We start from the raw sequence: 12534 nt of genomic DNA on the forward strand, positions 1-12534 counted from the left end.
AGTGCTGAGTGCTGAGTTAAAACTTTACACTCAGAACTCAGCACTCAGCACTTTTAACTTTTATATTGGTTTTTCCAGTAGAAGTAATGAGATAAAGAAATCAGCCATAAAGATAGCGACCCAAGAACTAACAACTGCTGCGGTTGCTGCTTCTCCAACTTGTTTAACTCCTCCTCTCGTAACCAGTCCCCAACTACAACTATTAACAGCAATCATCGTCCCAAAAATAAGTGCCTTGAGTAAAACAATTAATAAATCGGATGTTGATAAAAGCGTCCTAATTGATTCTAAAAAAACTTCTGGAGTAATTTGATAAAACTGTGCAGCAACAAAAATACCACCAAGAACTCCCACTACTAAACCAAAAATAGTAGCAATGGGCACCATTAAGGAACAGGCTATTACTCTTGGAACAACTAAATAATTAATTGGGTCAGTTTTGAGCATATAAAGAGCATCAATTTGCTCTGTAACTTTCATAGCACCTATTTCTGCGGCGAAAGCGGAACCAACTTGTCCGGCAATAATGCTTGATGTTAAAATTGGCGCCAATTCTCGACAAAAAGCTAAAGCAAAAGCACCCCCAACGCTTTCTACAGCACCATATTTAACTAACTCTCTGGCAGTTTGAATAGTAAAAATCATACCAGCAAAAAAGTTAACAAGTAAGACTGGATTCATAGAACCAGGCCCGACTTTGACCATGTGTTCCATAACCTTGCTGTAGCAAGTTTTTCCTTGAATAAAGCGTAGCCAAACTTGACCGAAAAGTAGTACAGTTGAAATAAAATGTACAATGCCATTTAGGGAATTAACGCTTTGCTTTTGTTGCAATTTTATAGTCATTATTACAAAGTATTTTTGCAACTATGTTAGCGTTTATTTTGTAAATTGTTGTGAAAACATAATTATAATATGTAGAGATACATACGGGTATCGTATCTCTACATTTTTCGCGTTGAAAGTCAAGAATACAGGATTATCTTAACAATTCTTAACAATCAGCTTTTGCACGAATTAACCAATCTGTATCATTAGCTGCAATTTCTTTACCACTTGTATCACCTAATTTTTCTAATGCCATCAAAACAGCATATTTTAAATCCCATATAGGAGATTTCAAGCAGGCAACTAATTCACTAACAGCGCGTTTATCAGAGAGTTCACCAAGTGCGATAGCGCAAGCAGCACGAGATTTTTGGAATTGAGGTTCACGGTTGTGGAGGTTTTCGATAAGTAAGTCATAAGCAGGTGCATATTTTAACCACCCTAAAGCTTTGATCACGTGATAGTGGGCGCCGTAATCGTTGTATGCTCTATCAGTGTATGTAGACATTAAAGCAGCAGGCGCCTCGGTTGGGTAAGTAGAGACTAGGGTTTTTGTAGCCAAGTAGCAACGACCAAAGTCAGTTTCGTAAAGTTCACCGATAACAAAATTTATTACGGGTATGACATCATATTCGTGTACTAAATCCAAATCGTTAGGGTTATCACGTATTACTTGTTCTAAATATGGTTGTATTTCAGCAAAGCTAATATCTCCACTTGGTACACCTGCATTAGCAAGTAAACGAATCGCGCGTAACCGAAAAACGAGAGAAACGGGACAGCGAGCAATATCAGGGATAGCTTTGTAATAGCGTGAGTCAATTAAATCTTGAATACAACCCCGTCGCGCGTTGACGTTAGAACTTTGTAATAATGCGGTGACTTTGGATATTTCGGAATAATCACCAGTAAAACGACAAATAGTAGCAATAGCAGCGCTACGAGTAGGTTCATCGGAAGCTAAGGTAAATTTTTTGACACGTTCTAAGGCAGGTTTATAGTTAGCGTTAGCCAAAGTATGGATGATAACGCGATATATTTGTCCTTCTTTATCGAGTAATTGTGCTACTTGCTCGAGAGTATCAGAGTCAGAGGCACCGATTTCACCAATTGCCCATACAGCATTCTCAACGGTATAAATATCATCATCTTTGAGACACTCACGAATAACAGGTAACGCTTCATGAGCTTGTAAACGTCCTAAACTTTCCACAGCTTTGCGTCGGACAATGCGCTCATCGAGTTCTTCGGGGTTGCTCGTTTCTATCGCGCGTACTAGAGCAGCAACCGACTGTTCAGTTGGGAAATTAATTAAGTGAGAAACCGCAATATATTTATCTGAAGGGTCTTCAAGCTGCTTAAGTGGAGTATCTATGATAGATATAGCTTGTTCTTCCGTGAGTCCAAAGATATTAAAAAAGCGCTTATCCATTGATATACACGTGTTTTAAAAAGTATGTAGTGTAACCTTCATTATCCTACCTTGTAAACCGTTCACAAAAGCTTAACCAATTTTACTTGTCGTAATGCTAAGATTAGTTACGCTATTATTGACATGCGGCCAAAAATCCAGATGTCGCGGGTAACAAATAATTTTTATGCACACACCAGAAACGAGTAAAGAAACAAAACTTTACGAAACTGATTTTTACGGATGGACTATTGAACAAGCATCTTTACTCCGCAATAGGGAATGGAGTCAAATAGACCTATACAACTTAATTGAGGAGATTGAATCATTTGGTAAACAGCAACGACAAGAACTCCGAAATCGTTTAAGCATATTAATAGGACATTTACTAAAATGGCAATACCAACCACAAAACCGAAGTCGTAGCTGGTTAGCAACAATAAGGGTGCAGCGTCGCGATATATCACGTTTGCTTAAAGACAACCCAAGTTTAAAATCATATATAGATGGCGCCATCTTAGAAGCTTATGAAAATGCCAAAGACTTGGCTATGGGGGAAACAAACTTACCGAAAGAAACATTTCCGTCAAATAATCCGTACACAATGACATCAATTCTTGAAGACAGCTTTTACCCTGGTGAACCAAGTGATTTAGAGTAGTCTAATAAATAAATTAAACCTGTACATATTTTATGCTATCTTACCAAATCATATCTCCAAATGAAGCCTATAGTAAATTCTTAAAATTATTAGAGAAGATTGTAGAAAGTCGTTAGGTATATATAGTTAACCGTGATCATGGTGAAAATGTAGCCTTAATTGCTGAATCAGATTTAACAAGTTTGCTTGAAACAGTGTATCTTTTACGTTCACCAAAAAACGCGATTCGGCTAATAGAAGCTATTGAGGAATCAAAAACAGGTAAGATAAAACCTCAAAGTATCGAAGACCTTAAACAGGAGCTAGGAATTGAGCAAGATAATGAAATTATAAATAAAGTAATATAACTTTACAATTCATTAGTACATAATAATTGATGAAATTATATTATTGGCACCATTGCATAGTATAGCGTTCTTCTGCGAATATCAATAAGGATTAAACAGCGAAATATATAGATAAGTCTTTAGGAACGAGATATGAGCGACCAACAACCAACACCAACTGCTGAAGAACTGGCTGAAGTTATCGCTGAGTATGAGGAATATCGCGAGCGCTTGGTCAGTGAAACAATGGAAACTGCACAAAGAGCTAAGTTGATGAAAAAAACAGTCATGGCACAACTTGAGCCAGAACTTGCCAGAATAGACGCGACTCTCGAAGCACTACGCTCACAGCAAGCTGCTCTGACAGCAAGTAATTAATACAAATAACTCCTCTCTGTACCTAGTGTGTCTCTGTGGTAAAAATTTTATACCACAGAGGTGCCCTAAATTAAAAATTTTCTATAAAAAACAATTATGATTAACTCGCATCCAGCATCAAACCAAAACGTTCTTGACCAAACAGAGACAGACGCGCTGCTCGAAGTTGTTAGCAAGCAACTTGATAATGAGACATTTGATATAAATAACAGACAAACTCTACAACAGATGGTTGAGAGCTTGGGGGATAAGCGAGGTTTAATAAGACTAAGTTTTGCAGAAGCATTAGGTGATATAGGTAAGCCAGCGACACCATTTTTGCTTGATGCTCTGAAAAATCATCCTAACGTAGTTGTACGTCGAGCCAGTGCTAAAACATTAACATTAATAGCAGACCCTACTGCCGTGCCAACATTAGTTAATTCATTGCTAAACGATGAAGATACTGTAGTTAGAGGTTCAGTTGTAGGCGCCTTAGCTCGAACAGGTTCTTCATCAGTACCAGCATTGTTACAAATTATAGCTTCATCAGAATATCCAGAAACATCAAAGGGTTTAGCGACATGGGCTTTAGCATTTGTTGGCGCCGGAGCAAAAGAGTATGTATATAAAGAGATACAATCGAATTCGCCAGAAGTGCGTGCTGCTGTAATTGGTTCAATAGCTGCTATGAGTCAAGAAAACAGTGAAGAAAACGCGCTTGATATTTTGATGCAGGCAACAGATGATGAAGTGTCATTTGTGCGCTGCGAAGCTACAACTGCATTAAGTAACTTAAAGTATAAACCTGCCGTTCCTAAGTTAATTGAGTTGCTACAAAGCCATGAAGACTGGGAAACTCGTAAAGCTGCTGCACTAGCGTTGATGAAGATAGGTGATGACCGCGCGATACAACCATTACAAACAGCTTTAACTAACGAAAAACAGGCGCCAGTATTAGCCGTGATAAAATTAGCAATCTCTAAATTAGAAAAACTCTTAGAACAGGATGAGGATTACTAGTACATAATTTAGTATGTGTGAAAGCTCGTAGTAAGTATTTTAGTACTTATGTACATAAATTAGTGTAGGATAAAGCGAGATAGAAACATGACTATAACTAGAGCATTATGGACACTTGATGATTACCACCAAATGATTACTGCTGGAATATTAACTGGGCGCCGTGTTGAATTGTTAAAAGGGGAAATAGTAGAAATGCCTCCAGAGCGGGAACCACATGCAGTATATAGCAGTTCTGCTGTTGAATACTTACGTCTAAAACTGGGTACACTCGCTACAATTCGAGAAAGACACCCAATAACATTACCCAACAATTCTGAGCCAGAACCAGATATAGCAATTGTTGTTTCCCCCATAGGACAATACCTTGCACATCATCCATACCCAGAAGATATTTATTGGGTAGTGGAATATTCAAATACAACTTTAGAGAAAGATTTGGGCGCCAAAAAGGAAGCCTACGCAGAAGCTGGTATTCTAGAGTATTGGGTTGTTGATTTACAAAATTCACAACTTATCGTTTTTCGCAACCGCAGTTCAAATCAATACCTTTCAGAAGTAAAGCTAAGTGCTGGTTTGATTACACCTGTTGCTTTTCCAAACATACAGATAGAAGTCAAAAAAATGTTCAGTATATAGCTATTGTGATTCAACGTTGCCAATTAAGCAAGGCAGTTCTAACGTCGTCACTCATTCTAAGATTATCAAGAGCCGCTTCGCGAATACTAATTCTACGCTCTTGTGCCATCTGTCTTAAAATCTCAATCGGAGTAGCTAAGTTTCTAGCTATTTCTTTCAATACTAACCAATGCTCATTTTGAACAAGCGCCATTCTCCTAAGCGTTTTTTGCGGTGTTTTTCTATTCCCTCCAACGCAAATGCGTACTCTGCGAATATCGCATGTTGATAGCTCATCTAGTACATAAGCGCTAACTTCTTCACTTGCACCAATTCGAGCAAGGATACATTCGCTGTATTTGTGCTGCCTAAATTTATCTAAAAGAGTATCTATAGTTTGCTTCGGCGCCTGCGGATTATAAATGATAGCTTCATTCACATCAATATCCGGGTCGTTTGCCAATTTTAATATAAGCTCCATAGAGATATGAGGGTTTTTAGCAACACAATTACGAACATAATTACTTTTATCTTCTGCCAATCTCTCTAGTAAGTGAAGTGGTGCATTAAAATTAAGCGCAACACCGTATCGGTGATGATTACATTTATCAGTTGCTAACTGCTCTAAAACAGTTAAAGGTGTGTTCGGATGTTTGGCGATACAGAAACGAAGCGATAAGTCTTGATGTTTGATCAGCTGTTGCAAAACAAAGTCTGGCGCCAACCCATTGTGTGTCTCAGCTTCTTGAGTCGTCGAAGCGCAATAACACTGCTCTAAAATATAATCACGCAAACTATAAAGTATATTTAGAGGCATTTCCCGGAAAAAGCTGGGGTTCTCCAGTAACAACAGCGACAATATCGGATTTTTGAGAAATTGCTCAGGGAATCTTTTGCCCAGCTTGAATAATACTTCTGTAGGTGTGTTAGGGTTCGCGGTAACATTTTTAAGTAGAGCTTTATCCCTACGTCTTGCCATCGTTCTCAGTAATTCAGGTGGTGATGCCGGATTATCGGCGATTACGCGCGCCAAGTCAATATTACATTGAGATAATTCTTGGAGACGTTCAAAAGAAACGTTATCACTCGTTACTTCCTTTACAAGGGCATCAAAATCTGGCAATTTTACTTTCATACTATCTTAAAGGGCAGGTATTCTCAAATTTTTTATTAGTTCAATAGTATTGTAAAATTCAATTATATCTTAAATATATGACTTTATAGTTTGACGTTGATATAAGTATAAATTGGCAACGTATACAACGGATAGACATAGACAGTGCTGCGGTCATAAGATTTATACTGATTATAATCAACACCATCAAAATGCCACCAATGCCATTCAAACTGGGAATATTTACCTTGGCGCCCAGGAAAATGGAAATGGGTATAACTGCGTATTTCTTCTAAACCGCCTTTGGGACTTTGCCTGTTATCTTGTGGAAAAGGCGTAGCTTTAAAGACTTCGGGTAAGTCGGCGCCTAATTTATGGTTAAGAACAGCATCAGCATAAACTTGCATCCCTTCCTTGTGGAGTGCTTTAATAGCATCGAGATACTGTTGACGAGTTCCATACTTAGTGCGGATAGACCCTTTTTGATCAAATTCTCCTAAATCGTACAAATCATAAATACCATAGCTGAATCTTCTTTTTTGGGATAATAAATAATACAAGTTTTAAACTAAAGTTATGGCAAACAGTAGAATCTCCGCACTTGTAAACTTTAATATTATCAAGTTTTTAATTTGCGTGTTTTTTAGTATACCCCAAAACTACTACTGATTTAAGTTAACAAGTAGTACTGTTGATGATTGTTGCTCAAACGGCGCGATTTGGTACTACTGGTTACAGTCAACAGGTAGTACCGTTAATGATTATTGTTCAAATGGCGCAATTTGGTACTACTAGTTACAGTCAACAGGTAGTACCGTTAATGGTTATTGCTAAAATAGCAGCAAGCGTCATATCCTCCTCAAAACAAAATACCTAAAAACTGTTCCGATGCTTGTTTTAACTTAGTTTTGGCGCTTGTGGCAATGATTAATAGTTAAAATATATACCTATAGTAAAAATAAAAAGGCGATATTTTCTAATTACAAATACTGAATATCCTTTATTTACTTGAGAAATGATACAACTGTTGAATTAAAGTTACGGCAAACAGCAAAATCTCCACGATTAAAAACTTTAATAATGCAGTAGTAGACTTTTAAGGTGCGTGACGCTACTAGATGCTAGCTTCGTTTCAAAATTGTTAATAGCGTCACGCACCCTACATCCGTTACATCCGTTACATCCGTTACATCCGTTACATCCGTTACATCCGTTACATCCGTTACATCCGTTGCAAAGTTGATTTTTGCTGCAATGTCTCTAATACCTTTTGTGTTATCACCTCGCTGACAAATTTATTACCCTCTAAATTTAAGTGGATGTGGTCATGGTATAAACTCGCAAAGTCCTGGCGCCCATTAAATAAAGGAAGAAAATCTATATAATTAATCTGTCTTTCCTTCGTAAACTCCTCAAGTCTTGCGCGCGCTTTAATTTCATAGTCACGAGAACCTGGTTCCCCTAGTTCTCGCTTTAAAGGTGTCATAGCTAAGACTAATTTACTATTGCACTGACTAGCAATATCTTGAATTTTTGCTATTGCTTCTAAATTAATACCGACTCTATCACCCCCTTCCTGGCGAACTTTTTCAAGTTCAGGTATGGGTTCAGATTTTTGAATGTAACGCTGGTACACTTCGACTAACGCAAGTGGTGGTTTTGTGTCAGGATAATTCTTTTCGCGTCCTACTGGTAATGATGTGGGAGCAGTGGCAAATAAATCATCTGTATTAATTAAGAGTACAATCACTTGGGTGCCGAAGGTTCCATATTTCTGTAAATAGGCAAGTTCGTTACGTGGTCCCCAAGAGTTTGCCGACGCATTCAATACTTCTATCGAGTCACTATTTCCTAGTGACTGCATCATTAAGCTACTAATTAAACTCGATATAGTATTTCCTTGGTCAGTCCACCATCCACCGTTAGCTATCGAGTCTCCCAACAGAAATACTCGTAGGGTAGAAGCTTGTGGTGTTTTCTGTATCGGCGCCCCACGCATCGAGTACTCGTTGATCTCTATATAATTACCGTTACGTCGAGTCCGCTGGTTAGGTGCGAGTAAATAACCAATGGAATTATCACCAATATAAAGTAATGGATTACCAAATCCAAGTATAAGCCGTAATCCAACTTCAAACGCTATAAATAATCCAAATACAGCCAAAACCGTCACCAGCATAATTTTCACCTGCCTAGCCCCTTCAATCATTAAGTAATTATAAAAATATTCCAGTTAGATGTTATATATTATACAAATTATTAGCAAAATCTGAACAAAAGTGCGACAGTTAAAACACGGATTATCTCACACCTTGCACCAGCGTATTTACACTGATATTTATAATTTTTAAAAAACATATAAAATTATCAACAATACGAAAAATAAGCTTTTTTAGCCTGCGAAGGCAGGCTTTGCTCGTATAGCCCCACCCTTCTAGGGTGTGGGAACGTGGAAACGTGGGTGTGTGGGAACGTGGAAACGTGGATACAAAATACAGATTATATGAATTTGAACATCGGTAATTATAGTGATGTGAAATGTTGTAACTCAAAGTCAAAATCCATATAAAGGAATGCATCAGATTACGAGTTATTGGACTACAATCGAATCGGGCAAACCGCCTTAATCAGTCTGTATAGGATAATAACACTATGTCCGACTTAAACCGTGGCATCATGAAATTCGATGGCGCCGACTCTCCAAAGCTTGTAACAATTTCAACTGTGATACTGTTAGGCTCCATTTTTGCCCTGATTCTCTGGGCACTGCAATCAGCTTATGCTGTAAGTTAAATGTTGATCAAAGTCTAGTATAATTTTGCTTTTATAAACCATTAGAGTGGAGATGCGATAAATCGCATCTCTACAATTATATTTTGTAGCAATATACACATATGTCATAATATCTCACAAAAACGATTAAAAAATATCCATGAGCATATATACTTATGCAAGCTAAAAATCAAAAAATATATTACTTTTAGGATTTTAGCTTTTACATTGAAGACAGGTCTAAAATCCACTCTTTAGGATGCTTGAACTCTGGGGTTTACTGGTTATATTTGTTATCTGCCCACTCTTGGGCGCCATTCCGTTAATTGCTTGGATAACCCAGTTGTTATCAAAGAAGCAATTAGCACATCTAGGTACTGGTAACATTGGTGTCTCAGCTGCGTTTTACCACGGGGGAACCTTAGTGGGAATGTTAGCAGTATTGTCAGAAGCATTTAAAGGAATAGCAGCCGTTTTACTCGCGCGCGCTGTATTCCCAGATGGTTCGGCATGGGAATTATTAGCTTTAATTACATTAGTATTAGGTAGATACTGGATTGGTAAAGGCGCCGGAACAACAAATGTTGTCTGGGGTTTTATAGTTCACGACCCTCTCGCAGCACTTTTTGTGATGTTGCTTGCTGGTGTGAGTTTCTCAATTATTCGTTCACGAAAAGCTGCTCAATACGGGATTTTATTTCTATTCCCGATTATTGTTACCGTTCTTCATCCAGAAGATGGATTTAGATTGGTAGCAGCTGTTGGACTCGCAGGTTTGTTAGGATGGATTTACAAGCAAATTCCCGATGATATGGAATTACCTGTAGCCCAAGCAAGTCCCGACTCGCAAGCGATAATGAATTACGCGCGTGGTCTGGATGACTCAATTCTAACTTTGGACAACGAACTAGACGCTGCTTATGTTGGTAACAAAGCTGCGAGACTTGCAGAAATTAAACGTTGGGGTTATCCAGTTCCAAAAGGATGGGTATTACTTCCTTACAAAGACCCAAAGTCAATAATTAATTTCCTCCAACCCTCAGAATTATCACCCTTAGTTGTTCGTTCTTCGGCAGTTGGTGAAGATACAGAAAACGCTTCTGCTGCTGGACAGTACGAAAGCATCTTAAATGTAACGACTAAACAAGAATTACAAACTGCTATCGGGCGCACAATCGCATCGTACAATAGCCCTGGAGCAGCTCAGTATCGGCAAGACCGAAATCTTCAAGAAGCTACAATGGCAGTTTTAGTACAGCAGCAAATTCGTAGCGTTTATTCGGGTGTGGCATTTAGTCGTGACCCAGTTACCCAAGAAGTTGATGCCATTGTCATTGAAGCATTACCGGGAAGTCCCACCCAAGTAGTATCTGGTCGCGTCACTCCTGAACAGTACCGCGCGTTTGTCGTTGAAAGTGACAACGTTTCATTTATCCACCTTGAAGGACAAGGAAAAGTACCAGCAATCATTATCAAGCAAGTAGCATATCTAGTTCGTCATATCGAAGAACGCTATCACGGTATTCCTCAAGATATCGAATGGAGTTACGATGGTCAAACGTTATGGGTACTCCAAGCACGTCCTATCACTACATTACTCCCAATTTGGACTCGCAAAATTGCCGCTGAAGTTATACCTGGGTTAATTCGTCCTTTAACTTGGTCTATTAACCGTCCTTTAACTTGTGGTGTTTGGGGAGGAATATTTGCTTCTGTTTTAGGAGAACGTTCGATAGGTTTAGATTTTAACGATACTGCTACGCTTCACTTTTCCCACGCTTACTTTAACGCTACGCTACTTGGGCAAATTTTCCTGCGTATGGGTTTACCACCTGAAAGCTTGGAATTTTTAACGCGCGGCGCCAAAATGTCATCACCACCAATTCAGACAACGTTACGAAATTTACCTGGGTTATTACGGTTATTAGGACGAGAACTATCGTTAAAAAAAGAGTTTCAGCGTGAGAATAAGCGTCGCTTTGCAATAGGGTTGTCACAATTATCACAGGAAATGATTGATGATTTAGACCCAGCCAAATTAATATTGCGTATTGACTATATATTAGAGCTATTACAACGTGCAACTTATTACAGTATTATGGCGCCGTTGAGCGCAGCACTACGACAAGCAATATTTAAAGCTAAAGACACAGATATTGATAATAGTGTTACTCCTGAAGTTGGGGCAGTACGTGCTTTACAAAAGTTAGCACAACAAGCAAAACAAGTACTGTCTGCTCCTCCAACAGAAGCAGTTGAAAGTCGCGCGGGTGTACCAGAATTTGATCCAGATAACGTATTTGAGGACTTAGCAGTTTCAACGGAAGGACAAAAAGTTCTAACAGAGTTTGAGAATTTATTAAAAAAGTACGGTTACTTAAGCGAAGTTGGTACAGATATTGCTATTCCCACTTGGAGAGAAGAACCCGAAAAGATCAAAAGATTATTTGTACAGTTTATGCTTTCAGAAAATGTGAGTGTAAACAAACGCAAAAAACGCCCTCTGTTCGTACAAAGTCGCGTAGACTTGAAAGGAAAAGTCACCGAAGTATACTCACGTCTACTTGCTTATTTACGTTGGAGCTTTATCGCTTTAGAAAACAAGTTTATACACGCGGGTATTCTACAACAAAAAGGTGATATCTTCTATTTGGAATTTAACGAGGTGCGCGAACTTGTAGAAGCGACTGACCATGAAAAAGTCAGTCGCTTGCAGGTGTTAATTTACCGTAGACGTTCTCAACTCGAACGCGACGGACTACTCAACCCACCTTTACTTGTTTACGGTAGTACTCCAACAATTATCCCCACTTTAATGCCCGCTCTTGCACCCGACCGAGTTATGCACGGTATCCCCGCAAGTTCTGGACAAGCTGAAGGACGAGTTAAAGTATTGCGTAATCTCCAAGAAGTTCCGGAAATCGATAATGACACAATATTAGTCGTACCTTATACAGATTCTGGATGGGCGCCTATTTTAATACGAGCCAAAGGAATCATCGCAGATGCTGGTGGCAGACTTTCTCACGGCGCCATTATTGCCCGCGAGTACAAAATTCCCGCAGTAATGGACGTAAAAAATGCTACATGGGTCTTACAAGATGGTCAACGAGTGCGAATCGATGGTTCAAGGGGTATTGTGGAAATAGATAATGATTTAAGACCAAGATGATAATCTCAGGTATGATAAAACTTAATATCAGCTACGCTGTTGTTGTTGTTATGATTAAGGGTTTAATAAGAGATAAGGAGCATTCAATATTGGGCGAAAAGTAATTCCAAACTCGTTTTCTTGCTTGCAAGGAATTGTAGAGAGGAATAGGGGATGTCTGGTAGTACATCCAAGGCAAATAACACCTTTGTTCTATCGTGTCGATGATAAAAAAGGTGTTGCTCAAACCCAGGTGTAGTAGTCTGTCTATAT

Annotated in this window: 12 protein-coding genes and 1 pseudogene; 8 read left to right on the plus strand and 5 right to left on the minus strand. The window is 38.7% G+C overall.

All coding sequences use genetic code 11. The annotated features are described in order from the left end of the window. Positions 1 to 60: 60 nt before the first annotated feature. Both AC2JBO_RS06315 and cpeY read right to left on the minus strand, forming a co-directional pair. Positions 61 to 846 carry an MlaE family lipid ABC transporter permease subunit gene (locus tag AC2JBO_RS06315; RefSeq protein ID WP_496952784.1) on the minus strand — a complete coding sequence of 262 codons (786 nt, stop codon included), beginning with the start codon at positions 844 to 846 and terminating at the stop codon, positions 61 to 63. Between the two features lie 148 nt (positions 847 to 994). Then, a complete protein-coding gene (gene cpeY, locus AC2JBO_RS06320) occupies positions 995 to 2260 on the minus strand; it encodes a C-phycoerythrin alpha-cysteine-82 phycoerythrobilin lyase CpeY (RefSeq protein ID WP_496952785.1) in 1266 nt (421 codons plus the stop codon). Between the two features lie 166 nt (positions 2261 to 2426). On the opposite strand from cpeY, the gene AC2JBO_RS06325 reads away from it, so the two are divergent. The 5 genes from AC2JBO_RS06325 to AC2JBO_RS06345 all read left to right on the plus strand — a co-directional run bounded on the left by AC2JBO_RS06325 (position 2427) and on the right by AC2JBO_RS06345 (position 5245). Continuing rightward, positions 2427 to 2900, plus strand: a complete 474-nt coding sequence (locus AC2JBO_RS06325) for a DUF29 domain-containing protein (RefSeq protein WP_496952786.1) — start codon at positions 2427 to 2429, stop codon at positions 2898 to 2900. A 182-nt stretch (positions 2901 to 3082) separates the two neighbouring features. Beyond that, on the plus strand, positions 3083 to 3247 hold the full coding sequence (locus AC2JBO_RS06330) for a hypothetical protein (protein WP_496952787.1): 165 nt from the start codon (positions 3083 to 3085) through the stop codon (positions 3245 to 3247). A 132-nt stretch (positions 3248 to 3379) separates the two neighbouring features. Next, positions 3380 to 3604, plus strand: a complete 225-nt coding sequence (locus AC2JBO_RS06335; protein WP_496952788.1) for a DUF8630 family protein — start codon at positions 3380 to 3382, stop codon at positions 3602 to 3604. 96 nt (positions 3605 to 3700) lie between these two features. Further along, complete coding sequence (locus AC2JBO_RS06340; RefSeq protein WP_496952789.1) at positions 3701 to 4606, plus strand: HEAT repeat domain-containing protein; 906 nt, start codon at positions 3701 to 3703, stop codon at positions 4604 to 4606. Between the two features lie 87 nt (positions 4607 to 4693). Then, entirely contained in the window at positions 4694 to 5245 is a 552-nt protein-coding gene (locus AC2JBO_RS06345; RefSeq protein WP_496952790.1) for a Uma2 family endonuclease, read from the plus strand. A gap of 10 nt (positions 5246 to 5255) precedes the next feature. On the opposite strand, the gene AC2JBO_RS06350 is transcribed toward AC2JBO_RS06345, so the two are convergent. After that, positions 5256 to 6359, minus strand: coding sequence for a hypothetical protein (locus AC2JBO_RS06350; protein WP_496952791.1), 1104 nt, complete (start codon positions 6357 to 6359; stop codon positions 5256 to 5258). A 134-nt stretch (positions 6360 to 6493) separates the two neighbouring features. Continuing rightward, positions 6494 to 6862 (minus strand): annotated as a pseudogene (locus tag AC2JBO_RS06355) (glycoside hydrolase family 70 protein); the annotation flags it as partial. Positions 6863 to 7032: 170 nt separating this feature from the next. Here AC2JBO_RS06355 and AC2JBO_RS06360 point away from each other — a divergent pair. Then, the gene (locus AC2JBO_RS06360) at positions 7033 to 7215 is read left to right on the plus strand and encodes a hypothetical protein (protein WP_496952792.1); all 183 of its coding nucleotides are present in this window, start codon (positions 7033 to 7035) and stop codon (positions 7213 to 7215) included. 345 nt (positions 7216 to 7560) lie between these two features. On the opposite strand, the gene AC2JBO_RS06365 is transcribed toward AC2JBO_RS06360, so the two are convergent. Further along, a complete protein-coding gene (locus AC2JBO_RS06365) occupies positions 7561 to 8526 on the minus strand; it encodes an SGNH/GDSL hydrolase family protein (protein ID WP_496952793.1) in 966 nt (321 codons plus the stop codon). 464 nt (positions 8527 to 8990) lie between these two features. On the opposite strand from AC2JBO_RS06365, the gene AC2JBO_RS06370 reads away from it, so the two are divergent. Together AC2JBO_RS06370 and AC2JBO_RS06375 are read left to right on the plus strand one after the other, a co-directional pair. Beyond that, positions 8991 to 9131 carry a hypothetical protein gene (locus AC2JBO_RS06370; protein ID WP_496952794.1) on the plus strand — a complete coding sequence of 47 codons (141 nt, stop codon included), beginning with the start codon at positions 8991 to 8993 and terminating at the stop codon, positions 9129 to 9131. A 238-nt stretch (positions 9132 to 9369) separates the two neighbouring features. Continuing rightward, entirely contained in the window at positions 9370 to 12282 is a 2913-nt protein-coding gene (locus tag AC2JBO_RS06375) for a glycerol-3-phosphate acyltransferase (RefSeq protein WP_496952795.1), read from the plus strand. The last annotated feature ends 252 nt before the right edge of the window (positions 12283 to 12534 follow it).

This window comes from Calothrix sp. CBUCES-K 9914 (assembly GCF_059640475.1).

Coding starts and splice junctions, on each gene's coding strand:
- AC2JBO_RS06315 (WP_496952784.1), bottom strand. CDS start 846: ATGACTATAAAATTGCAACAAAAGCAAAGCGTTAATTCCCTAAATGGC.
- cpeY (WP_496952785.1), bottom strand. CDS start 2,260: ATGGATAAGCGCTTTTTTAATATCTTTGGACTCACGGAAGAACAAGCT.
- AC2JBO_RS06325 (WP_496952786.1), top strand. CDS start 2,427: ATGCACACACCAGAAACGAGTAAAGAAACAAAACTTTACGAAACTGAT.
- AC2JBO_RS06335 (WP_496952788.1), top strand. CDS start 3,380: ATGAGCGACCAACAACCAACACCAACTGCTGAAGAACTGGCTGAAGTT.
- AC2JBO_RS06340 (WP_496952789.1), top strand. CDS start 3,701: ATGATTAACTCGCATCCAGCATCAAACCAAAACGTTCTTGACCAAACA.
- AC2JBO_RS06345 (WP_496952790.1), top strand. CDS start 4,694: ATGACTATAACTAGAGCATTATGGACACTTGATGATTACCACCAAATG.
- AC2JBO_RS06350 (WP_496952791.1), bottom strand. CDS start 6,359: ATGAAAGTAAAATTGCCAGATTTTGATGCCCTTGTAAAGGAAGTAACG.
- AC2JBO_RS06360 (WP_496952792.1), top strand. CDS start 7,033: ATGATTGTTGCTCAAACGGCGCGATTTGGTACTACTGGTTACAGTCAA.
- AC2JBO_RS06370 (WP_496952794.1), top strand. CDS start 8,991: ATGTCCGACTTAAACCGTGGCATCATGAAATTCGATGGCGCCGACTCT.
- AC2JBO_RS06375 (WP_496952795.1), top strand. CDS start 9,370: ATGCTTGAACTCTGGGGTTTACTGGTTATATTTGTTATCTGCCCACTC.